Raw genomic sequence first — 22,362 nt, 5'->3', positions numbered from 1 at the left:
CAGATGGTAAAGCTTTACTATGTCGGAGAGCCCGCTCTAGAGCAAGTAGGTACAAATTGCAACAGTGCCACTCAAAACGTTCTCAGGCGAAGCTGGCACAATTTTGGCACACCCAGTGTGCCAAATAGCGCGAAATAACGCACTTCAATGCATCACAACGCAGTGCCTAAGTGCTTGAATTTTATGAGGAATTGTGGTGCGGCTGGCGGGGATCGAACCCACGACCCTTGGCTTCGGAGGCCAATACTCTATCCACTGAGCTACAGCCGCTAGGGGGAAAGACTGAATCGACACGAAGGATACCGTCTTTCGTCAAATCCGTCCATGGAAAGTGTCGTTTTAGGCAGCATTTCGATTCCAAGGGGCAGTTTTTGAGTCTATAATCGCCCGTTTGGCGAGGGTTTGTACGGCAATACGCAAAGACAATTCTTCGCATGGCCCACCTGCTTCGAAACTAAAAAGGACATCATGAGCGACGCACACAACGAACACGAATCCGCCATCAAAACGCCCAAGCAACTGGTTGTCGCCGTGATCGGCTTCTTCGCCGTGGTTATCTTCGGCATCATCCTGCTGGTGAAGTTTGTGACCACCGACAAGCTGACCGGCCGTGGTTCCGACAGCCAGTCGGCCGAATCCGTTGCGGCCCGTTTGCGTCCCGTCGCCGATGAAGGCTTCACCCTGAAAGATGCCAGCGGTCCCAAGCAGCTGCAAAGCGGCGAAGCCGTGTACACGGCCGTTTGCGCCGCTTGCCACGGTTCCGGCGCGGCCGGTTCGCCCAAGTTCGGTGACGCCGGCGCCTGGGGCCCACGCATCGCCCAGGGCTACGACACGCTGCTCAAGCACGCCATCGAAGGTATCCGCGCCATGCCGGCCAAGGGCGGCAATCCCGACCTGGACGACGTGGAAGTGGCGCGCGCCGTGGTGCACATGGCCAACGCCGGCGGCGCCAAGTTCAAGGAGCCTGCCGCTCCTGCCGCCGCTGCGGAAGGCGCTTCGGCCGCTTCCGCCGCTTCGGCCCAGTAAGCGATCCGCTCGCGGCGCCGGCCAGTCCGGCGCCACCATCCAAACCGCTCCGTCAGACGAGCGGTTTTTTTTTCGCCCCTGCACTGGCCGCCAAGGGAGGCCGGTCGCCTCCACGGGTGCTGAGCCGGGGACGGACCCAAGGGTCCTTCCCCTCTTTTCCGCCTGGCCGCTTCCTGATGGGGGCGCCCATGAAAAAAGGGCCGCGCGAGCGGCCCTTCGTTTTGCCTCAGCGGGCGATTACCACATGATCACGCGGTCTTTCGGCGCCAGGTACATCTTGTCGCCCTTCTTCACGCCGAACGCGCTGTAGAAGCCAGGCTGATTGCGCATGGTACCGTTGGCGCGGAACTGGCCCGGCGAGTGCGGGTCGGTCTTGATCTGGACGATCTGCTGCGGTTCACGCATCTTCATGCGCCATACTTGCGCAAAGCCCATGAAGAAGCGCTGGTCGCCCGTCAGGCCGTCGATCACGGGTGCTGGCTTGCCGTGCAGCGACAGCTTGTAAGCCTTGTAGGCGATCGCCACGCCGGAGTTGTCGGCGATGTTCTCGCCCAGCGTCAGTTCGCCGTTCACGTGGTAGCCAGGCAGCGGGCTGAACTGGTTGTACTGGTCCACCAGCATCTTGGTCTTGGCCGCGAAGTTCTTGTGGTCGGCCGGGGTCCACCAGTCGCGCAGGTTGCCGTCGCCGTCGTACTGGGCGCCCTGGTCGTCGAAGCCGTGGCTGATCTCGTGGCCGATCACGCCGCCGATGGCGCCGTAGTTGACGGCGTCGTCCGCGTTGGCGTCAAAGAACGGTGGCTGCAGGATCGAGGCCGGGAACACGATCTCGTTCATTTCCGGGTTGTAGTAGGCGTTCACGGTCTGCGGCGTCATGCCCCACTCGTCGCGGTCGATCGGCTTGCCCAGCTTGTTCAGTTCCTTGTCGTAATCGAACTTGTTCGAGCGCAGCACGTTGCCCACCAGGTCGTCGGCCGCCACGGTCAGCTTCGAGTAGTCGCGCCACTTGTTCGGGTAACCGATCTTGGTGGTGAACTTGGCCAGCTTGGCTTGTGCCTGCTTCTTGGTGGTCGGGCTCATCCAGTCCAGCTTGTCGATGCTGGTCTTGTAGGTGGCCAGCAGGTTCTTGACCAGCTGTTCCATGCGCGCCTTGCGCTCGGCCGGGAAGTACTGCTCCACGTACAGCTTGCCCACGGACTCGCCCAGCGCGCCTTCGGTCACGCTCACACCGCGCTTCCAGCGCGGACGCATTTCCGTCACGCCGCTCAGCACGGTGCCGTAGAAGGCGAAGTTCTCGTCCACGTAGGCCTTGCTCAGGTAAGGCGCGTTGGCGTGGATCACTTGCCACTGGAAGTAGGCTTTCCACGTTTCCAGCGGGGTGGCGGCCAGCACGTCGTTAAAGCCTTGCACGTAGGTGGGCTGGCCCACGATCACGTAGCCGGTCTTGCCGGCGATGCCCGTTTCGTTGAGCCAGGTGGTCCAGTCAAAGCCCGACGCCAGGCCGCTCAGCTTGGCCAGTTCCACCTTGTTGTAGCCCTTGACCGGGTCGCGCAGTTCAACCTTGGTCCACTGGGCCTTGGCCAGCGCCGTTTCCAGCGCCACGATGGCTTTCGCGTTGGCGGCCGCGTTGGCGTCGCCGGCCAGCGTCAGCATCTTGGCCACGTGCTGTTCATACTTGGCCAGCGTGTCGGCCATCTTGGCGTCGTCCAGCTTCAGGTAGTAGTCGCGGTCCGGCAGGCCCAGGCCCGATTGCTGGATGTCGGCCACGTACTTGGTCGAATCCTTGTTGTCCTGGTGGATGCCGAAGTTCAGCGGGGCGCCGAAGCCGACCTGGTTGAAGTGGGCGATCAGGGCCGGGATCTGCGCCTTGTCGCTCAGGGCGGCCACTTTGGCCAGCTCGGCGTTCAGCGGGGTCAGGCCCAGTTGTTCGATCTTCGCTTCGTCCATGAAGCTGGCGTAGAAGTCGCCGATGCGCTGGGCGTCGGAACCGGCCACCTTGTTCTTGGCGTTGGCGGCGTTCTCGATGATGGCGCGCAGTTGCGGCTGGATGTCGTCGCGCAGCTTGGCGAACGTGCCCCAGCTCGACTTGTCGGCCGGGATCTCGGTGGTGGCCAGCCATTTGCCGTTCAGGTGGGTGAAGAAGTCATCCTGCGCGCGCACGGACGAATCGATGTATTCGGTGGCGATGCCCGAGGTCAGCATGGCGCCGGCGGCCTTGGTGGAGGCGGCGGTCATGGTCTTGGCGGCGTTGGCGGTGTCGGCGGCGCCGGCGTAGCCTGCGATCAGGCTCAGGGTTAATGCACTCAACAGATAACGTTTCACAGAAATATCCTCATTGTTTGTAACGAAAAAGATCGCCCCTGGACTTTTGGCCCATCATTGACTTTATCACAAGCCCATGGCCAGCAGCGAAGGAATTACCACATGCTCACCCGTTGCTTGGGCGGCAAATACATCTTGTCGCCCGGCTTGACGCCGAACGCGGCGTAGAACGGCGCCTGGTTGCGCACCGTGCCGTTGGCGCGGAAGCGGTCCGGCGAGTGCGGATCGCTCTTGAGGTAGACGATCTGCTGGGCGTCGCGGATCTTGCTGCGCCAGACCTGGCCAAAGCCCATGTAGAAGCGCTGGTCGCCCGTCAGGCCATCGATCACAGGCGCCGGCTGGCCACCCAGTGCGATCTGGTAGGCCTTGTAGGCAATGGCGATACCGGAGTTGTCGGCAATGTTCTCGCCCAGCGTCAGTGCGCCGTTCACGTGGTAGCCCTTGACGGGGCTGAACGCGCTGTACTGCCGGACCAGCATCTTGCTCTTGGCGGCGAACTGCTTGTGGTCGGCGGCCGTCCACCAGTCGCGCAGGTTGCCGTCGCCGTCGTACTGGGCGCCCTGGTCGTCGAAGCCGTGGCTGATCTCGTGGCCGATCACGGCGCCGATGGCGCCATAGTTGACGGCGTCATCGGCGTCCGCGTCGAAGAACGGCGGCTGCAATATGGCGGCCGGGAACACGATCTCGTTCATCTCCGGGTTGTAGTAAGCGTTCACCGTTTGCGGCGTCATGCCCCACTCTTCGCGGTCGATCGGCTGGCCCAGCTTGGCCAGCTGGCGTTCATACGCGAACTCGTTGGCGCGCAGCACGTTGCCCACCAGGTCGTCGCGCTTGACGACCAGGCTGGAATAATCGCGCCACTTGTTGGGATAGCCGATCTTGGTGGTGAACTTGGCCAGCTTGGCCTGCGCCTGTTCCTTGGTGGCCGGGCTCATCCAGTCCAGGGTGGCGATGCTTTGCTTGTAGGCGGCCAGCAGGTTGGCCACCAGCTGCTCCATGCGCGCCTTGCGCTCAGGCGGGAAGTGCTGGGCCACGTACAGCTTGCCCAGGCTTTCGCCGAGCGCGTTGTCGGTGGCGTTCACGGCCCGCTTCCAGCGCGGCTGCTGCTCGGGCACGTCGCTCAGCACCTTGCCGTAGAACGCGAAGTTTTCGGTGGCGAACGCTTGCGACAGGTAGGGTGCGTTGGCGTGGATCACTTGCCACTGGAAATAGGCTTGCCACGTGGCCAGCGGGGTCTGGTCCAGCAGGCGGGCCATGCCTTTCAGGTAGCTGGGCTGGCTGACGATCACGTAGTCGACCTTGCCGGCCAGGCCGGTCTGTTGCAGGTAGCTGGTCCAGTCGTAGCCGGGCAGCAGCTTGGGCAGCTGGTCCAGCGCCACCTTGTTGTAGGCCTTGACGGGGTCGCGCAGCTCGACCTTGCTCCACTGGATCTTCGCCATCGCCGTTTCCAGCGCCACGATGGCGCGTGCTTCGTCGGCCGCCCGAGCCTGATCATGGCCAGCCAGCGCCAGCATGCGCGCCACGTGCTGCTGGTACTTGGCCAGCGTGGCGGCCAGCTTGGCGTCGTGCGGCTTCAGGTAGTAGTCGCGGTCAGGCAGGCCCAGCCCATCCTGGAACAGGTCGGCCACGTATTTGGTCGAGTCCTTGTTGTCCTGGTGGACGCCGTACGCATACGGCGCCGTGAAACCCTGCCGGTTGAAATGGGCGATCAGGGCGGCGATGTCCTGCTTGCCGCGCAGCGCGGCCACACGATCGAGCTCGGCTTGCAGCGGGGCCAGGCCCAGCTGCTCCAGCCTGGCCTCGTCCATGTAGCTGGCGTAGAAGTCGCCGATGCGCTGGGCGTCCGAGCCTGGCGCCCGGTTGGTGTCGGCGGCGGCCGCTTCGATGATGGCGCGCAGCTGCGGCTTGGTGTCGTCGTCCAGTTTCTCGAACGCGCCCCAGCTGGCCTTGTCGGCCGGGATGGCCGTGCTGGCCAGCCATTTGCCGTTCAGGTTGCTGAAAAAGTCGTCCTGCGCGCGCACGGACGGGTCCATGTTGGCGACGGCGATGCCGGAGGCGCGGACGGTCCGCGCCGGCGCGGGCCCGTCTTCCGCTTGCGCGCAAGTGGCGCCGGCGCCAGCCAGTAGCGCCAGCGTCCAGGCGCTGATTACATGAGCTTTCAAAGTAGTTCTCCCAAGTTTTGGTCGCATTTCAATATTGATGTGTACCAATAGCGGGACTGTATCATGTCATCGTGACATTAGTAACAAAAAGACCATGCCAAATCGCTCCGGCATGGTCTTTTTCGCTACGGCATGATGCACTTACCGCTGTTACCAGATGCGCATTACCAGATAATCACGCGCTGCTCGGGCGCCAGGTACATCTTGTCGCCCGGTTTGACGCCGAACGCCTCGTAGAAGCCGGGCTGGTTGACCATGGTGCCGTTGGCGCGGAACTGGCCCGGCGAGTGCGGGTCGGTCTTGATCTGCACGATCTGCTGCGGTTCGCGCATCTTGCTGCGCCACACCTGGGCGAAGCCCATGAAGAAGCGCTGGTCCCCCGTCAGCCCGTCGATCACGGGCGCCGGCTGGCCGTGCAGCGACAGCTTGTAGGCCTTGTAGGCGATGGCCAGGCCGGAATTGTCGGCGATGTTCTCGCCCAACGTCAGCGCGCCGTTCACGTTGTAGCCCGGCAGCGGGCTGTAGCTGGCGTACTGCTGCACCAGCACGTCGGTGCGGGCCTTGAAGTTGGCGCGGTCTTCCTTGGTCCACCAGTCGCGCAGGTTGCCGTCGCCATCGGACTGGCTGCCCTTGTCGTCAAAGCCGTGACTGATCTCGTGGCCGATCACGGCGCCGATCGCGCCATAATTGACGGCATCGTCGGCACCCGCGTCGAAGAACGGCGGCTGCAGGATGGCGGCCGGGAACACGATCTCGTTCATGGTCGAACTGTAGTAGGCGTTGATGGTCTGCGGCGTCATGCCCCATTCCGCGCGGTCGATCGGCTTGCCCAGCTTGTTGATCATGCGCTGCGAGGCGAAGGCGGCGGCGCGCATCATGTTGCCCGACAGATCAGACGGCACGATGGCCAGCGCACTGTAGTCGCGCCACTTGGACGGATAGCCGATCTTGGGCGTGAACTTGGCCAGCTTGGCCTGGGCTTGCTCCTTGGTGGCCGGGCTCATCCACTCCAGCGTATCGATGCTCGATTTGTACGACGCCAGCAGGTTGGCCACCAGCTGCTCCATGCGCGCCTTGCGCTCGGGCGGGAAATACTGCGCCACGTACAGCTTGCCCAGCGCCTCGCCCAGCGCGCCCTCGACGGCGCCCACGCCCCGCTTCCAGCGCGGCGGCTGTTCCTTCACGCCCGTCAGCACGGTGCCGTAGAAGGCGAAGCTGGCATCGGCGAACGGCTTGGACAAATACGGCGACTGGCTGCGCAGCAGTTGCCATTCGAAGTACGATTTCCAGGTGGCCAGGGCGGTCTGTTCCAGCACCGTATTGAAACCGCTCAGGTAGCTGGGCTGGTTGACGATCACGTAGTCGACCTTGCTGGCCACGCCGGCCGCCGCCAGCGCGTGCTTCCAGTCGTAGGCGGGCGCCAGCTCGGCCAGCTTGTCGATCTGGACCTTGTTGTAGCGCTTGACGGGGTCGCGGTTCTCGACCTTGGTCCACTGCACCTGGGCCAGCGCCGTTTCCAGCGCCACGATGGCGTGCGCGGCGGCGGCGCTGTCCTTCACACCGGCCAGCGCCAGCGTCTTGGCCACGTGGGTTTCGTACTGGGCCAGCACGGCGGCCAGCTTGGCGTCATCCTTTTTCAGGTAGTAATCGCGGTCCGGCAGGCCCAGGCCGCTTTGCGCGACGTTGACGGCGTACTTGGTCGATTCGCGCGCATCCTGGCTCACGTAGATGCCGTATGGCGTGGCCACGCCGATCGCGTCCAGGTGGGCGATCAGGGCTGGCAGCGCCTTCTTGTCCTTGATGCTGCGGATGCGGTTCAGTTCGCCAGCGAGCGGCTTGATGCCCAGCGCGTCCAGCTTCTGTTCATCCATGTAGCTGGCGTACAGGTCGGCGATCTTCTGGGCTTCGGAGCCGGGCTTGCGGGCCGCCTTGTCTTGCTGGACCGCTTCGATCAGGCCGCGCAACTGGGGCAGCGTCGCTTCGCGCAGCTGGATGAAGGAGCCCCAGCTCGCCTTGTCGGCGGGGATTTCCGTGGTCTGCAACCACTTGCCGTTGAGATAGCGGAAGAAGTCATCCTGGGGCCGGACGGCGCTGTCGATGTATTGCACGTCAATGCCGGAGCGCAGGGCGGGAGCGGCAGGCTCGGCGGCGCTGGCGGCGGCGTTCAAAAGTAGGCTCATGGTCAGGGTGCTCAGCAGATATCGTTTCACGAAAAGTCCTTGTAGGGCATGGTAGCGGTGGGTTCGCACGGGGCCGTCCGGGCGGGTAGCCCGGAATCCGGCAATGTAGCACGAGCGCGCGCACGCGGCACGCGAAAATTCGCGCGCCCCATGCCGCCGTCCTTCCCGGTCAGAACTTCGTTTCCAGCTTCACGCTCCAGACCGTGAAAGTCTGATAATCCGCATCGGCGCTGGAGGTCACGCCGCGCGCCGTGACGACGTTGCCGCTCAGGCTGTCGAGCGGGGCCAGGTTGCTGGCCGAGATGCGCAGCTGGTTGCGGCGGTCGACCTTCCACAGCGCGTAGGCGTCGAACGCGCGCTTGCGGCCCGTTTCCACCTGCTGGGTGAGGCTGGTCTGGATCACCGTGGCCGGGGTCCAGTTGACGCTGCCGCCCACGGTCAGCGGCCATTGCTTGAGGTGATAATCCACGCCCAGGTTGGCCGTCTGCCTGGCTTGCTGGTCGAGCCGGTTGTTGGGGCCGGGAATGCCGTCCACGCTGGACCAGAAGCGGCTGTAGTTGGAACGGACATCGACGGCCGGCGCATCGTCGAACAGCTCCACCAGCTGGAACTTGGCCTCGAGCTCGATGCCGCTGGTGCCCGCGTGGCCCACGTTCGATGGTGTGGACACGTAATGCGGCCCTTGCGGCGTGTCGTAGCTGGTCAGGGTACGACGGATCAGGTTGTCGATATCGCGCACGAATCCGCTGACGCTGACGATGCCGCTGCGGCCCAGGTAGTGTTCATACGCCAGGTCCACACCATTGGCCAGTTCCGGCTTGAGGTTGGGATTGCCCATGCGGTCGGGATGGGTGGCGTTGTTCGGGTGGGCCAGGTATGGCAGGGCGATCAGGTCCTGCACGTTGGCCGCCTTGTAGCTCTTGGTCAGGCTGGCGCGCACCTGGTCGCGCGCGTGGCCGGGGATGCGCCACACGCCATGCAGCAAGGGACTGAGCACGCTGCTGGTGTTGTGCACGTCGCCGCTGTCGCGCCGGCTGGTGGTGGTGATGCCTTCCCAGCGCAGGCCGGCATAGGCCGACCATTGCGACGTGATGTCCCACTCGTCCTGCGCGAACACGGCGTAGCGGCGCGTGTCGGCGCTCAGGGTGTCGCCCGAGTCGTCGAACTGGGCCACGCCGTTCTTGTCGAGCGAGGTCTTGGTCTGCTCGCGGTGGCTCGCTTCCACATCCCAGCCGGCCGCCAGCGTGTGGTCCTTGCCCAGTGGCGTGCTGTACTTGCCGCCGCTGCTGGCGCTGCGGTCGCGCGTGCTGTCGCTGTCGGTAAAACGGTTCGATTCCTGGCCGGCGCCGTCGTACTGCAAGCGCAGCGCGTCGCTGCCGCTGTGGCCCAGGCCGAAGCCGAACTTGACGTCCAGCTTGGCCGCGCCCTCCAGCTTGTGCACCCAGTTGCCGAAGCCGCGCAGGAAGGTGGTATCGGCATGGCTGCCGGTGGCGGCCGTGGCGTACTCGGGCGGCATCTGGCCGATGCTCTGGGCCAGTACGCTGGTGGCCGTCGTGTCGCTGCGCAGGCTCATCAGGAAAGGCTGGAAGTTCAGTTGGTCGCCGCCGGCGAACTTGTAGGACAGGCGTGGCGACAGGTGGATGCCGCGCGCCTTGCGGCTGCTCGCATCCGTTTCCAGTTGTTCCTTGAGCACGGCGCCGGCCGCGTCCAGGTAGGCAATGGTGTTGTGGTCGTGCTGGCGGTTCTCGAACACGGTACCGGTCAGCAGATAGGTCAGGTTGCCCACCCTGCCCGGCACGGTCAGCGATACGTTGGGCGCGTGCTGGCCCTGCTCCACCGTATCGGTCAGCTTGAGCTGCTTGTCCTTGAGCTGGTAGCCCTCGCGCAGCACGATGTTGATGGTGCCGGCGATGGCGCGCGTGCTGTGTTCGGCCACCGGGCCGCGCATGATTTCCACCCGTTCCACCTGGTCCGGCGACAGGCTGTCCATGGAAAAGCCGGCCGGCGGGCGCTCGCCGTTGACGAGGATTTGCGTGTAGCCGCTGCCCAGGCCGCGCATGCGGATGTCGCCGCCCCGGCCGGGGCGGCCGCCGATGGTGACGCCGGGCAGGCGCTTGAGCACGTCGGCCAGGCTGGTGTCGCCGTTGCGATCCAGTTCCTCGCGGCCATAGACTTGCTTGGCGGCCGTGGAATGGCGGCGCTCGTCCATGTCGCTGGCGCGCCCGCCGCTGACAGTCACTTGCTGGATGGGATGGCCGTCCGGCCCGGCCGCGGGCTGGGCGGCGGTGGCGCTGGCATCGGCTGGCTGGGGGGCCGCGTTCTGGGCCTGGGCGGCCGTGTCGGCCAGGGTGGCCAGCAAGGCCAGGCAGGCGTAGGGAAACAGTTTGCTCATGAGGTATCGGGTGGCATCGTCACGGACGAAAATCCGCGCCCGCATTCTAGCCCGCCTGCTGGCCTCAAATGACCGCCAACAGTTGTTTTTTACTTTACGATACACACCCCATGCACGGCGCGCATCCAGCGCCCATAACCCACCATCAACCGCCCGGCATGCCCATGCCCGCGCCACCCTGGCGGTGGTGGCCGCCACGGCTGTGATCGCCCCCCTCCTCGCGCGCACGGGGCGCGGCACCGCTGTGGCCGCCATTGTCTGGCATGCGCAGCAATTGCTCGGCCAGCTGGTTGGCCACGACCCGGCGCTGCGATTCGCTCAGCGCGTCGTTGACAGTCGGCCACCATTGGCGCAACTGCTTTTCCTCGGCCGCCGTGGTGGCCGACTCCGCATCGACCGCGGCCACCAGATCACGCAGTTCAACACCGGGCGCATCCAGGCCAGCCTTGCTGACGGTTTGCAGGCGCTCGCGGCGCGCCTGGCGCTCGCGCAGCAGCGCGCGGGTCTTGCTTTCCGTCTGCTGCCACAGGGTTTGCTGGTTGGCGTTCAGGTTCAGCGCCGTCTTCAGTTCGGACGCCATCGGCAGCAAATCCTCGGCCTGCATCTCCATCACAGGCAGGGCGAAGGCGGGCAAGGTGGCCGCGCTCAGCAGCAGGGCCGCGCCCAGGTGACGTGGACGAACAGGCAGCAATTTTGACAGCATGAATACTCCCAGGACAAAAAAATGCCTGCGACGAGTGCGCAGGCAAAGAACCACTTCAGGGTAGAGAGAAATACAAGTCCAGTGTAGGCCGCGAACGCCGGCCAGGCAGGGATTCTTACAATTGCTTACCGTCGTCAACCCAGGCGTTACACAGTGCAAACAAAACCCGGCCTGGCGCAACATTTACAGTCGTGCATGCTGCTAAGGTGGCTGCACGCGCGATGGAAAAAAAACGTGTAAATCATTACGCATTGGATACTACGTTTGCCGGAAATCAGGTTTATACTGAATCGTAGCGTTACGCCAGCGCCGACCGCGCGGCAGCAACGCCGGATGGATAGATTCAACAGGTGAAACATGGGCAAGAAACTCAAGAGTACCGGGCTGGTTGGCCTGGGCGTCATCGCCGGCATCGCCGTGTCGCTACAGTTTTCCGCGATGGCGCAAAAGCCCGTGGAACCTGCCCTGCCCCTGGAGGAATTGCGCCAGCTGGCCGACGTGTACGGCCTCATCAAGTCGGACTACGTGGAGCCGGTCGAGGACAAGAAGTTGCTGACCGAAGCTATCGCCGGCATGGTCGCCTCGCTCGATCCCCATTCGGCCTACCTGGACAAGAAAGCCTATGCCGAGCTGCGTGAAGGCTCGCAGGGCAAGTTCGTCGGCCTGGGCATCGAGATCGGCCAGAGCGAGGAAGGCTATATCAAGATCGTGTCGCCGATCGAGGATTCGCCCGCCTACCGGGCCGGCATCAAGGCCGGTGACCTGATCACGCGGCTCGACGGCACCCCCGTCAAGGGCATGAGCCTGGACGACTCCGTGAAGAAGATGCGCGGCGAGCCGCACACCAAGGTCAACCTGACCATCTTGCGCAAGGGCGAGACGGAGCCGCTGGTGTTTTCCATCGCCCGCGAGGAAATCCGCCAGAAAAGCGTCAAGGGCAAGCTGATCGAACCGGGCTACGCCTGGCTGCGCATCTCCCAGTTCCAGGAACCGACCGTCGATGACCTGGCCGCCAAGATTGTCGAACTGTACAAGCAAGACCCCAACATCAAGGGCCTGGTGCTGGACCTGCGCAACGACCCCGGCGGCGTGCTGCAAGGGGCCATTGGCGTGGCGGCCGCCTTCCTGCCGCGCGACTCGGCCATCGTCTCCACCAACGGCCAGCTGCCCGATTCCAAGCAGATCTTCTACGGCCGGCCCGAATACTATGCCCTGCGCAATGACAGCGACGCGCTGGCCAAGCTGCCCGAGGCCGTCAAGAAGGTGCCGATGGTGGTGCTGGTCAACACGGGATCGGCCTCAGCCTCGGAAATCGTGGCCGGCGCGCTGCAGGACTACAAGCGCGCCGCCATCATCGGCACCCAGACCTTCGGCAAGGGCTCCGTGCAGACCATCCGCCAGCTCACGCCGGACACGGCCGTCAAGCTGACCACGGCCCGCTACTACACGCCCAATGGCCGCTCGATCCAGGCCAAGGGCATCTCGCCCGACCTGGTGGTGGACGAGAACGCCAATGACGACGGCCTGAACAGCCTGCGCACGCGCGAAGCCGACCTCGACAAGCATTTGTCCAACGACCGCGACCAGGAAAGCGCCAAGACCAACCGCGACGAGCTGGAAGAACAGTTACGCGTGATGGCGATGGAAAAGCAGCGCAAGCCGCTCGAATACGGCAGCAATGACGACTTCCAGCTATCCCAGGCGCTGAACCACCTGAAAGGCTTGCCGGTGCAACTGGCCAAGTCGGAATCCAAGCTGGTGCAGGTGGCGAGCCCCACCGTCAAGAAAGACCTGAGCAAAAAATAGGCGACGACACAACGGACCGCCCCCGCCACGCGGGCGCGGTCCGCAAAAAAATCAAGCGGGCGATTAGAAAATGCGCTGATCGGGCCCGCCATTGTGTAGAATTTGCTCACTCGCGGCGCCAGCCCATTACCATATTTGAAAGTTTACCCATGAAACAAGCCGTCATCAGCGGTACCGGCCTCTTTACGCCAGCGCAATCGATCTCCAACGAGGAGCTGGTCGCCAGCTTCAACGCCTATGTCGAAAAATTCAACGCCGACCACGCGGCCGCCATCGCGGACGGCAGCGTGACCGCGCTGGAGCCGTCCAGCGTCGGCTTCATCGAGAAAGCGTCCGGCATCAAGTCGCGCTTCGTGATGGAAAAGAGCGGCATCCTCGATCCCGAGCGCATGGTGTCGCGCATCCCCGAGCGCGGCGACGACGAACTGTCGCTGCAGGCCGAAATCTGCGTGGCCGCCGCCCGTCAGGCGCTGGACCGCGCCGGCCGCACGGCGGCCGACATCGACATGGTGCTGGTCGCCTGCAGCAACATGCAGCGCGCCTACCCGGCCATGGCGGTGGAAGTGCAGCAGGCGCTGGACATCGATGGCTACGGCTTCGACATGAACGTGGCCTGCTCGTCGGCCACGTTCGGCATCCAGACGGCCGTGGCGGCCATCAAGAGCGGCCAGGCGCGCGCCGTGCTGGTGCTCAATCCGGAAATCACCAGCGGCCACCTGAACTGGCGCGACCGCGACAGCCACTTCATCTTCGGCGACGCCTGCACGGCGATCGTGATCGAGGACGCGGCCACGGCCCAGGGCCCGCACCGCTTCGAAATCCTGGAAACCCAGCTCAAGACGGCGTTCTCGAACAACATCCGCAACAACTTCGGCTTCCTGAACCGCTTCGACGAAGCGGGCATCGGCCAGCCGGACAAGCTGTTCCGCCAGCAGGGCCGCAAGGTGTTCAAGGACGTGTGCCCGATGGCCGCCGAGATGATCAAGGCCACCATCGCCGGCGCCGGCCTGGAAGTGCCGCAGGTGAGCCGCTACTGGCTGCACCAGGCCAACCTGAACATGAACCTGCTGATCAGCCGCATGGTGCTGGGCCGCGACGCCGAACCGGGCGAAGCGCCGGTGATCCTGGACACCTACGCCAACACCTCGTCGGCCGGCTCCATCATCGCCTTCCACAAACATTCGGACGACCTGGCCGCCGGCCAGCTGGGCGTGATCTGCTCGTTCGGCGCCGGTTACTCGATCGGCTGCGTGGTGGTGCGCAAGCTGTAAAAAAAGGACGGGGTCAGGTCCGGCATCGCGCCACCGCTGGCGCATTGCCGGACCTGACCCCGCTTCTTGAGCCCGCTTTTCCCCCGATAGCGCGCCCCGTTACAGGCGCACGGCCAGTTCCGCGCCTTCCTTGATGGCGCGCTTGGCGTCCAGTTCCGCCGCCAGCGCGGCGCCGCCGATCTTGTGGAAGCGCGGGCCGCTCTTGGCCTGTTCCTCGGTCGGCATCAGTTCCGTCAGGCTGTCCTGGCCGGCGCACACCACCACGTTGTCCACCGCCAGCAAGCGCTGCTCGCCGCCCACCGTGATGTGCAGGCCATGGTCGTCGATGCGGTCGTACTGCACGCCGGCGATCATCACCACGCCGGCGCGCGCCAGCGTGGCGCGGTGCACCCAGCCCGAGGTCTTGCCCAGGCCAGCGCCCAGCTTGGAGGTCTTGCGCTGCAGCAGATAGAGCTGGCGCACCGGCTCCGGCGCGTGCGCCGGCACCAGGCCGCCGGACGTATCACCCTTCAGGTCCACGCCCCACTCGCGCGCCCACACGTCCAGCGCCAGCGGCAGCGCATGGCGCGGGTCGTGCAGCAGGTATTCGCTGACGTCGAAGCCGATACCGCCGGCGCCGATGATGGCTACCCGCTTGCCCACCGGCGCCTTGTTCTGCAATACGTCCACATACGACAGCACCTTGGCATGCTCGATGCCAGGGATAGGCGGCCGGCGCACCTTGATGCCGGTGGCCACCACCACGTCGTCGTAGCCGCCAGCCAGCAGCTGCTCGCGCGTGACGCGCTCGCCCAGCCGCAGCTTGACGCCGGTCAGTTCGATCTTGCGGCCGAAATAGCGTATGGTCTCGGCGAATTCCTCCTTGCCGGGAATCTGCATGGCGATGCGGAACTGGCCGCCGATACTGGTGTTGGAGTCGAACAGGGTCACGTCGTGCCCGCACTCGGCGGCCACGGTGGCGGCCGACAAACCGGCCGGGCCGGCGCCCACCACGGCCACCTTGCGTCTGGTGGCAGCCTTGGCGTACACCAGTTCCGTCTCGTGGCAGGCGCGCGGGTTGACCAGGCAGCTGGCGCGCTTGTTGGAGAAGGTGTGGTCCAGGCAGGCCTGGTTGCAGCCGATGCAGGTATTGATCTCGTCGGCGCGGCCCTCGGCCGCCTTGACCACAAACTGCGGATCGGCCAGGAACGGGCGGGCCATCGACACCAGGTCCGCCTCGCCGCGCAGCAGGATGCCTTCCGCCTCCTGCGGCATGTTGATGCGGTTCGACGCCACCACGGGGATGGTCAGTTCACGCCGCAGGCGGCCGGCCACGCTGGAGAACGCGGCGCGCGGCACCGAGGTGACGATGGTGGGCACGCGCGCCTCATGCCAGCCGAAGCCGGTGTTCATGATGGTCACACCGGCGTGCTGCAGGGCCTTGGCGACAGCGACCACGTCATCCCAGGTATTGCCGCCATCGACCAGGTCGAGCAGCGAGTGGCGGTACATGATGATGAAGTCCTTGCCCACTTCGGCGCGGATGCGCTTGACGATCTCCACCGGCAGGCGCATGCGGTTCTCGATGCTGCCGCCCCAGCGGTCGGTGCGCAGGTTGGTGCGCGCGCACAGGAACTGGTTGATCAGGTAGCCTTCGCTGCCCATCACCTCCACGCCGTCGTAACCGGCGGCCCTGGCCAGCCGCGCGCAGCGCGCGTAGTCGCGGATGGTCGATTCGATGCCAGCCTCGGTCAGCGCGCGCGGCTTGAACGGCGAGATGGGCGACTTCCGTTCCGACGCCGACACCACGAACGGCTGGTAGCCGTAGCGGCCCGCGTGCAGGATCTGCATCAGGATCTTGCCGCCCTCCTCGTGCACGGCGCCCGTCAGGCGGCGGTGGTTGAACACGTCGGCCTTGAAATTGAGCGTGCCGCCGAATGGCAGCAGCCAGCCGGCACGGTTGGGCGAGAAACCGCCCGTGACGATCAGGCCGACGCCGCCGCGTGCCCGCTCGCGGTAGTAGGCGGCCAGCTTGCCGAAATTGAAGAAGCGGTCTTCCAGGCCCGTGTGCATGGAGCCCATGATCACGCGGTTGCGCAGCGTGGTGAAGCCAAGGTCGAGGGGGGCCAGCAGGTGCGGGTAGCTTGGAGTAGTCATTATCGTTATGGGTGTGCTTGACGTGGAAATGCCGGCATTAAAACCGAATTCTCTAGACCCGTGGTTCTAAACGAGTCGCCTTGGCGAGTCGCCTGGGCGACTCGCCAAGGCGGCGCGACGCGGCTGCCGATTTGTAACCAGAACGTACCACTCTTGTATTCTGCCACCCTTTCCCTTACGCTGGAAAGATGATGCGATTCCTTCTGTTCCTGATGCTCGGTGTGACCGCCCCCGCCATGGCGCAAACACCCAGGCTTGAACTACCCAAGCTGGAAGTGTCGGTGAACCGGGTGGAGCTCGATGTGCTGCACCTGTTCGAAGTGAACGCGGCCGGCACGGTGCAGGCCTCGCCCGCCACCGTGTGGCGCATCCTGACGGACTATGAACGGATGGTCGAATTCGTGCCGGACCTGGAGTCATGCAGGGTGTTGGCCCGCAATGGCAATGAAGTCATCATTGAACAGTTCGGCACGGCCCGCTTCCTGTTCATGTCCAAGTCCATCCACCTGATCGTGCGCGCCACCGAGCAGCCGACGACGTCGATCGACATCGCCCTCATCTCGGGCGACATGAAGCACTATGAATCACACTGGGAACTGGTGCCCGTGCCGGAAACGGGCGGCACCAAGGTGATCTACACGGGGCGGCTGGTGCCCAACTTCTACGTGCCAGGCATCCTGGGGGCGAAGATCATCCGCCACGATATCGAACGCATGATGGCGGCCGTGCTCACGCGGCTCGACAGCAAGCGCGACTGAACAACACGCCCGTGGCGGCGGCCGGCGTCACCGGCCGCGCCGCCGGGATTACGCCAGGTAGGTATCGCGGTCGCGCAGCTCGGCGAAATTCTCCAGGCTGCCGATCTTGATCAGGATGGGATTGAGACTGAGCTGGCTTTGCATGGCGCGCCACGCGAACAGCCATTCGTGCTCATCGGCCTCGGCCGCCGTCTTGGTGAAGGCCGCGCCCAGGGCGGCGCGGGTGCCGTATTCCACGGCGCCGTCGATGCCGGCCCAGCTGGGCAGCGCGCGCTGCACGGCGCGGTGCACGCGCTCGCCGAATTCTTCCGTGTTGTGGATGATCAGGCAGCTGTCGGCGTTGAACTGCTCGAACAGCTTGCCGTCCCATACCTGGGAAAAGCTCAGCGTCAGGCAGTTCGACGCGGGGCGCAGCACGAATTGCCCCTGGCGCAGGGCCAGCTCCAGGTCTTCGCGCACGCCGTAGCGGTACAGGGTGGGGGGGCGTTGATAATCGTGCATGATGGTATTCGATTCGGTCAAAAGAGGTGGCGGCGGGCGCCGGACGACGGTGCTTATTTTACCGGCTGGCGCACGTGGCGGTGGGAACGCATGGCCGCCGAGGCGATAAAGATCTCGCGCAGGAACGACACCAGGCTGCCGACCAGACACACCATGGCCAGCACGAACATGCCGGCGATGTACTTATCGAGCGGCAGGTTGGTGATATCGTCCAGGAACAACATGGCGATGATCAGGCAGATCAGCAAGGCGCACGAGGTGGACAGCGTGATCGACACGTTGATCAGGTGCGAGCGCCGGTACAGGGTATCGAGTTCATCGAGGTAGGCATCGTTATAACCCACGTCCAGCCGGTCCTCCAGCACCCGCGAACGGTCGATGATGCGGGCCAGGCGGTTGATCAGCACCGTCAGGAAGGTGCCCACGCCCGTCAGCAGGAAGACGGGGGCGATGGACAGCTGGATGATGTGGCCGATGTCGCCGATCTGTATGTTCATGAGAGCGATGATGGTTCCTCGATGCTGGTTGTGGCGCAGGCGGTAGTGTAGCAGGCGGCCTGCTTATTCAAAACGCCCATGGCGGCGGAACTGCTCGGTGGCCGCCACCAGCGCGCGCGCGATGCCCTGCTCCAGCGCGCCGTGGCCGGCGTCCGCGATCATCTTCAGCACGGCGCCGGGCCAGGCGCCATGCAGGCGGTGCGCCGACAGCGGCGGGCAGATCACGTCATAGCGGCCCTGCACGATCACGGCCGGCAGGTGGGCGATGCGGCCCATGTCGCGGATCAGCTGGTCGTCCGTGAAGAAGCCCAGGTTGGCCATGTAGTGCGATTCGAGCCGGCCCACACCCAGGTCCAGCGCGTCGGATGACGCTTCGTCCGGCTGCGGCAGCAGGAACACGCGGCGGCCCTCGAAGCGGCTCCACGCGCGCACGGCCGGCCAGTAGACGTCGGGGTCGTCGCTCATGATGCGGTCCACGTACGCTTGCAGCAGGTTGCTGCGCTCGGCCAGCGGAATCGGCGCAATGAATTCCTCGTACAGCTCGGGATAGAACCACTGCACGCCGTGGATGAACCAGTCGATCTCGGCCTGGGTGCACAGGAAGATGCCGCGCAACACGAAGCCCAGGCAGCGCTCCGGGTGCGCCTGGCCGTAGGCCAGCGCCAGCGTGGAACCCCACGAACCGCCGAACACCAGCCACTGGCTGATGCCGAACAGCTCGCGCAGCCGTTCGATGTCCTCCACCAGCAACTGGGTGGTGTTGGCCTGGCATTCGCCGAGCGGGGTCGACTTGCCGGCGCCGCGCTGGTCGAACAGGATCACGCGGTAATGGTCGGGATCGAAGAAGCGGCGGTGCTGCGGCGACAGGCCGGCGCCCGGGCCGCCGTGCAGGAAGATCACCGGCATGCCATCCGGATTGCCCACTTCTTCCCAGTAAATCGTGTGCAGGTCATCGACGGGCAGCATGCCCTGGCGGCGCGGCGTGATGGGCGGGAACAGGGGCGACGTATCGGGCATGGCGACTCCTTTGCATGAGCGGGACGGGTGATACCGCATTGTACTTGAGCCCGCCGCCCATAAAAAAAGCGCCGCCCGAGGGCAGCGCTTTTTTGGTGCGCGAACAGCAGCGATCAGGACATGTGCTGGCCGCCGTTGATGGCGATGTTGGCGCCGGTGACGAAAGCCGCTTCGTCCGACGACAGGTAGGCCACCAGGCCGGCCACTTCTTCCGGCTTGCCCAGGCGGGCCATCGGAATTTGCGGAATGATCTTGGTGTCCAGCACGTCCTGCGGGATCTCCATCACCATCTTGGTGCCGATGTAGCCCGGCGAAATGGTGTTGACCGTCACGCCCTTGCGCGCCACTTCCAGCGCCAGCGACTTGGTGAAGCCGTGCATGCCGGCCTTGGCGGCCGCATAGTTGGTCTGGCCGAACGCGCCCTTCTGGCCGTTGACGGAGGAAATGTTGATGATACGGCCCCAGCCGCGCTCCACCATGCCGTCGCACACGGGCTTGGTCATGTTGAACACGGAGTCCAGGTTGGTGGCCATGACGGCGTCCCAGTTGGTCTTGTCCATCTTCTTGAACGTCATGTCGCGCGTGATACCCGCGTTGTTGACCAGCACATCCACCGGACCGATATCCTTGGTGATGGCTGCCACGCACGCTGCCGCCGAATCGTAATCGGCCACGTCGCATGGATACGCCTTGAAGTTGAAGCCCTGGTCACGGGTGGTGGCCAGCCAGTCATTGACTTTGGTATTGCCAGGGGAATACGTTGTCACGACGGTGTAGCCCAGCGCCGCCAGCTTGAAACAAACCGCTTCGCCCAGACCACCCATGCCGCCCGTTACTAATGCAACTCTTGCCATTTTTCGTCCCCTCGTTTTCAACAACTACAATAAAATCGTTGCCCGCCAGCTGAGCGGGCCGCGCACTGCTTACCGTTGATTGGCCGCGTCGCTTATTCGCGCTCGACCGCCAGCGCCACGCCCATGCCGCCGCCGATGCACAGCGAAGCCAGGCCCTTCTTGGCGTCGCGCCGCACCATCTCGTGCAGCAGCGTGACCAGGATGCGGGCGCCGGAAGCGCCGATCGGGTGGCCGATGGCGATCGCGCCACCGTTGACGTTGATCTTGCTGGTGTCCCAGCCCATTTCCTTGTTGACGGCGATGGCCTGGGCCGCGAATGCTTCGTTAATTTCCATCAGGTCCAGGTCCTGCGGCGTCCAGCCGGCCTTCTTCAGGCACAGGCGGGCGGCCGACACGGGGCCCATGCCCATCACGGACGGGTCGATGCCGGACGAGGCGTAGGCTTTCACGCGCGCCAGCGGGGTCAGGCCCAGCGACTTGGCTTGCGAGGCCGGCATCATGATGACGGCCGCGGCGCCGTCGTTGATGCCGGAGGCGTTGCCGGCCGTGACCGTGCCATCCTTGGCGAACGCGGGGCGCAGGCCCTGCAGCGATTCGAGGGTGGAGCCGGGCTTCACGTATTCATCGTTGTCGAACACGATGGTGCCCTTTTTCTGGGCGATTTCCAGCGGCAGGATTTCATCCTTGAACTTGCCGGCCTTTTGCGCCGCTTCCGCCTTCAGTTGCGACTGCAGCGCGAACTCGTCCTGCTCGGCGCGCGAAATCTCGTATTTCTTGGCCACGTTCTCGGCCGTGATGCCCATGTGGTACTGGTTGTAGACGTCCCACAGGCCGTCCACGATCATGGTGTCGACCATCTTGAAGTCGCCCATGCGGAAACCGTCGCGCGAGCCGTTCATGGCGTGCGGTGCGGCGCTCATGTTCTCCTGGCCGCCGGCGATGATGATGCTGGCGTCGCCGCACTTGATGGCCTGGGCCGCCAGGTGGGTGGCCTTCAGGCCGCTGCCGCACACCTTGTTGATGGTGTAGGCCGGCACGCTGTTGGGCAGGCCGGCCTTGATCACGGCCTGGCGGGCCGGATTCTGGCCGACGGCGGCCGTCAACACTTGTCCCAGGATAGCTTCGCTGATCAATTCTGGCGCAATGCCGGTCTTGGCCAGCAAGCCCTTGATCACGTGCGCGCCCAATTCCGAGGCGGGGATTTTCGCCAGACTGCCACCGAACTTGCCGACTGCGGTGCGGCCTGCGGCCACGATAACTACATCTTCCATGTGTTTCTCCAATGCGCCGGTGGGAACCGGCTTAGTTATGCCACAAACTTCAAGACTCCATCAAGCAACTGGTTGCTCAATTACAAATTCCATTGCCACGTTGTGTCGTGCATGTCATATCGACAAGCCGGCTGTTCGATAATACGCCGACAACGCCGACGGCGGCGCCCGGTTCTAGCGCTCGGAATCAACTGGCGCCCACATAATCTGCTTAGCAGCAACCGTGCCAGTGGCCAGCGTGGTGCGGACTACGTCGGCGTGGCGCTCTGCGCACAGCATGCCGCCGTCCAGCATCGCTTCCGTGTAGGCGCGCAGCGCGGCCAGCTGCGCCTGCATCAATTCGGTGCCTGCCTGTGTACATTGTTGTGCAATATCAAACATGATGACCTTTTTTCCTCTGTCGACCCGAGCCCCACATCGTATGCGGCGAGCGCGCGTGAGCGTTGATCTGTATCAAAGCTACTTAATCATTCTGAAGAACGGATGCATATTTGTCACGATAATAATTTGATACCATCGAGGCTGGCCGCGCACTGCTCCCGTATCACATTGACGAAGTCCAACACGTAGGCTTTCTGCCGCAAGGCCTCGGGTACGGACACGAACAGGTCACTCCACAAGCCCAGCTCACCCACGGGCTTGGCGATCACATAGTCGTAATCGACGTAATTCTTGATGGCCCAGTTGGGCAAGGCCGCCACGCCGCGGCGGCTGGCCACCAGTTGCAGGATGGCCACCGTCAATTCGGCCGTGCGGCGTTCGAAATGGATGCCGGCCGGGCGCAGCACTTCGCGGATCAGGTCGATGCGCTCCTCGGGCACCGGATAGGTGATCAGGGTCTCGCCCTCGAAGTCGGCGGCGGCCAGCCGGCGCGCGCCCTGCAGCCGGTGCTTCTGCGCCATCACCACCAGGATCTCGAAGCGGAACAGGGGGAAGGTGGCGAACTCGCTGCTGTAGTCGGAACCGATCACGAGGTCGGCCGCGCCGCTGCGCAGCAGCTCGGCCGGCTCGCTATGGAAACCCGACACCAGGTCGATCTCCACATCCGGCCAGCGCTGGCGGAATTCATCCATCACCGGCATCAGCCAGTCAAAGCAGGTATGGCATTCGAGCGCCACGCGCAGCTGGCCCTGGTCGCCCTGGGACAGGCGGGCCACGTCGCGCTCGGCCTGTTCTATCTCCGGCAGCAACAGATCGGCCAGCTTGAGCAGGCGCGCGCCCGTGGCCGTGAAGCCGATCGGCACCGACTTGCGCTCGAACAAGGGCCCGCCGTAGCGGTCTTCCAGCAGCTTGATCTGGTGCGACAGCGCCGATTGCGTGAGGTTCAACAGCTGGGCTGCACGCACCAGGCTGCCCGCGGAGCGCAAGGCGCTCAAGGTTCGGAGGTGGCGAATTTCGAGCATGGTCTATATATGAAACTTTTTCATGTGAAGCCGCAAAATCTTTCGTTTTGATTATAGACCGGAATG

General features: G+C 64.3%; 17 protein-coding genes and 1 tRNA gene. 4 read left to right on the top strand and 14 right to left on the bottom strand.

From position 1 onward, the window contains the following. Positions 1 to 194: 194 nt before the first annotated feature. Positions 195 to 270, bottom strand: a tRNA-Arg gene (locus H3H36_RS06160). Positions 271 to 468: 198 nt separating this feature from the next. On the opposite strand from H3H36_RS06160, the gene H3H36_RS06155 reads away from it, so the two are divergent. Then, a complete protein-coding gene (locus H3H36_RS06155; RefSeq protein WP_182215229.1) occupies positions 469 to 1,026 on the top strand; it encodes a c-type cytochrome in 558 nt (185 codons plus the stop codon). A 237-nt stretch (positions 1,027 to 1,263) separates the two neighbouring features. Here H3H36_RS06155 and H3H36_RS06150 read toward each other — a convergent pair whose 3' ends face one another. The 5 genes from H3H36_RS06150 to H3H36_RS06130 all read right to left on the bottom strand — a co-directional run bounded on the left by H3H36_RS06150 (position 1,264) and on the right by H3H36_RS06130 (position 10,782). Then, positions 1,264 to 3,345 (bottom strand): M13 family metallopeptidase, encoded by a 2,082-nt coding sequence (locus H3H36_RS06150; protein ID WP_311196590.1) that lies wholly within the window; start codon positions 3,343 to 3,345, stop codon positions 1,264 to 1,266. A gap of 95 nt (positions 3,346 to 3,440) precedes the next feature. After that, a complete protein-coding gene (locus tag H3H36_RS06145) occupies positions 3,441 to 5,507 on the bottom strand; it encodes a M13 family metallopeptidase (RefSeq protein WP_311196589.1) in 2,067 nt (688 codons plus the stop codon). A gap of 164 nt (positions 5,508 to 5,671) precedes the next feature. Further along, a complete protein-coding gene (locus H3H36_RS06140) occupies positions 5,672 to 7,717 on the bottom strand; it encodes a M13 family metallopeptidase (RefSeq protein WP_311196588.1) in 2,046 nt (681 codons plus the stop codon). A gap of 139 nt (positions 7,718 to 7,856) precedes the next feature. Beyond that, positions 7,857 to 10,079: a TonB-dependent receptor plug domain-containing protein gene (locus tag H3H36_RS06135; protein ID WP_182215225.1), complete on the bottom strand. Its 2,223-nt coding sequence runs from the start codon at positions 10,077 to 10,079 to the stop codon at positions 7,857 to 7,859. A 145-nt stretch (positions 10,080 to 10,224) separates the two neighbouring features. After that, positions 10,225 to 10,782, bottom strand: a complete 558-nt coding sequence (locus tag H3H36_RS06130) for a hypothetical protein (protein WP_182215223.1) — start codon at positions 10,780 to 10,782, stop codon at positions 10,225 to 10,227. Positions 10,783 to 11,139: 357 nt separating this feature from the next. Between H3H36_RS06130 and H3H36_RS06125 the strand changes: the two genes are divergently transcribed. Both H3H36_RS06125 and H3H36_RS06120 read left to right on the top strand, forming a co-directional pair. Beyond that, positions 11,140 to 12,588, top strand: a complete 1,449-nt coding sequence (locus tag H3H36_RS06125) for a S41 family peptidase (RefSeq protein ID WP_182215221.1) — start codon at positions 11,140 to 11,142, stop codon at positions 12,586 to 12,588. 149 nt (positions 12,589 to 12,737) lie between these two features. After that, entirely contained in the window at positions 12,738 to 13,859 is a 1,122-nt protein-coding gene (locus H3H36_RS06120) for a beta-ketoacyl-ACP synthase III (protein ID WP_182215219.1), read from the top strand. Between the two features lie 99 nt (positions 13,860 to 13,958). Here the strand turns inward: H3H36_RS06120 and H3H36_RS06115 are convergent, their stop codons facing one another. Continuing rightward, a complete protein-coding gene (locus H3H36_RS06115; RefSeq protein ID WP_182215216.1) occupies positions 13,959 to 15,995 on the bottom strand; it encodes an NADPH-dependent 2,4-dienoyl-CoA reductase in 2,037 nt (678 codons plus the stop codon). 188 nt (positions 15,996 to 16,183) lie between these two features. Here H3H36_RS06115 and H3H36_RS06110 point away from each other — a divergent pair, with 188 nt between their 5' ends. Next, positions 16,184 to 16,753: an SRPBCC family protein gene (locus H3H36_RS06110; RefSeq protein WP_311196587.1), complete on the top strand. Its 570-nt coding sequence runs from the start codon at positions 16,184 to 16,186 to the stop codon at positions 16,751 to 16,753. Between the two features lie 48 nt (positions 16,754 to 16,801). Here the strand turns inward: H3H36_RS06110 and H3H36_RS06105 are convergent, their stop codons facing one another. The 7 genes from H3H36_RS06105 to H3H36_RS06075 all read right to left on the bottom strand — a co-directional run bounded on the left by H3H36_RS06105 (position 16,802) and on the right by H3H36_RS06075 (position 22,296). Next, entirely contained in the window at positions 16,802 to 17,254 is a 453-nt protein-coding gene (locus H3H36_RS06105) for a hypothetical protein (RefSeq protein ID WP_182160762.1), read from the bottom strand. A 53-nt stretch (positions 17,255 to 17,307) separates the two neighbouring features. Further along, a complete protein-coding gene (locus H3H36_RS06100) occupies positions 17,308 to 17,751 on the bottom strand; it encodes a DUF2721 domain-containing protein (RefSeq protein ID WP_182215213.1) in 444 nt (147 codons plus the stop codon). Between the two features lie 63 nt (positions 17,752 to 17,814). After that, on the bottom strand, positions 17,815 to 18,768 hold the full coding sequence (pip, locus tag H3H36_RS06095; protein ID WP_182215211.1) for a prolyl aminopeptidase: 954 nt from the start codon (positions 18,766 to 18,768) through the stop codon (positions 17,815 to 17,817). A 113-nt stretch (positions 18,769 to 18,881) separates the two neighbouring features. Next, positions 18,882 to 19,622: an acetoacetyl-CoA reductase gene (gene phbB, locus H3H36_RS06090; protein WP_182215209.1), complete on the bottom strand. Its 741-nt coding sequence runs from the start codon at positions 19,620 to 19,622 to the stop codon at positions 18,882 to 18,884. 92 nt (positions 19,623 to 19,714) lie between these two features. After that, positions 19,715 to 20,893 (bottom strand): acetyl-CoA C-acetyltransferase, encoded by a 1,179-nt coding sequence (locus tag H3H36_RS06085; RefSeq protein WP_182160766.1) that lies wholly within the window; start codon positions 20,891 to 20,893, stop codon positions 19,715 to 19,717. A 174-nt stretch (positions 20,894 to 21,067) separates the two neighbouring features. Continuing rightward, positions 21,068 to 21,274, bottom strand: a complete 207-nt coding sequence (locus H3H36_RS06080) for a hypothetical protein (protein ID WP_182215207.1) — start codon at positions 21,272 to 21,274, stop codon at positions 21,068 to 21,070. A gap of 113 nt (positions 21,275 to 21,387) precedes the next feature. Further along, on the bottom strand, positions 21,388 to 22,296 hold the full coding sequence (locus H3H36_RS06075) for a LysR family transcriptional regulator (RefSeq protein WP_182215205.1): 909 nt from the start codon (positions 22,294 to 22,296) through the stop codon (positions 21,388 to 21,390). Positions 22,297 to 22,362: the final 66 nt, after the last annotated feature.

This window comes from Rugamonas fusca, from assembly GCF_014042365.1.
Lineage (GTDB): Bacteria > Pseudomonadota > Gammaproteobacteria > Burkholderiales > Burkholderiaceae_D > Rugamonas > Rugamonas fusca.
The sequence above is the reverse complement of the archived record's forward strand: the minus strand, read 5'-3'. Positions and strand labels throughout refer to the sequence as shown.

Excerpts from the sequence above, each read along its gene's own strand:
- pip (WP_182215211.1), bottom strand. The coding sequence starts at position 18,768 with ATGCCCGATACGTCGCCCCTGTTCCCGCCCATCACGCCGCGCCGCCAG.
- H3H36_RS06105 (WP_182160762.1), bottom strand. The coding sequence starts at position 17,254 with ATGCACGATTATCAACGCCCCCCCACCCTGTACCGCTACGGCGTGCGC.
- H3H36_RS06120 (WP_182215219.1), top strand. The coding sequence starts at position 12,738 with ATGAAACAAGCCGTCATCAGCGGTACCGGCCTCTTTACGCCAGCGCAA.
- H3H36_RS06135 (WP_182215225.1), bottom strand. The coding sequence starts at position 10,079 with ATGAGCAAACTGTTTCCCTACGCCTGCCTGGCCTTGCTGGCCACCCTG.
- H3H36_RS06155 (WP_182215229.1), top strand. The coding sequence starts at position 469 with ATGAGCGACGCACACAACGAACACGAATCCGCCATCAAAACGCCCAAG.
- phbB (WP_182215209.1), bottom strand. The coding sequence starts at position 19,622 with ATGGCAAGAGTTGCATTAGTAACGGGCGGCATGGGTGGTCTGGGCGAA.
- H3H36_RS06130 (WP_182215223.1), bottom strand. The coding sequence starts at position 10,782 with ATGCTGTCAAAATTGCTGCCTGTTCGTCCACGTCACCTGGGCGCGGCC.
- H3H36_RS06100 (WP_182215213.1), bottom strand. The coding sequence starts at position 17,751 with ATGAACATACAGATCGGCGACATCGGCCACATCATCCAGCTGTCCATC.
- H3H36_RS06075 (WP_182215205.1), bottom strand. The coding sequence starts at position 22,296 with ATGCTCGAAATTCGCCACCTCCGAACCTTGAGCGCCTTGCGCTCCGCG.
- H3H36_RS06125 (WP_182215221.1), top strand. The coding sequence starts at position 11,140 with ATGGGCAAGAAACTCAAGAGTACCGGGCTGGTTGGCCTGGGCGTCATC.
- H3H36_RS06080 (WP_182215207.1), bottom strand. The coding sequence starts at position 21,274 with ATGTTTGATATTGCACAACAATGTACACAGGCAGGCACCGAATTGATG.
- H3H36_RS06110 (WP_311196587.1), top strand. The coding sequence starts at position 16,184 with ATGATGCGATTCCTTCTGTTCCTGATGCTCGGTGTGACCGCCCCCGCC.
- H3H36_RS06115 (WP_182215216.1), bottom strand. The coding sequence starts at position 15,995 with ATGACTACTCCAAGCTACCCGCACCTGCTGGCCCCCCTCGACCTTGGC.
- H3H36_RS06085 (WP_182160766.1), bottom strand. The coding sequence starts at position 20,893 with ATGGAAGATGTAGTTATCGTGGCCGCAGGCCGCACCGCAGTCGGCAAG.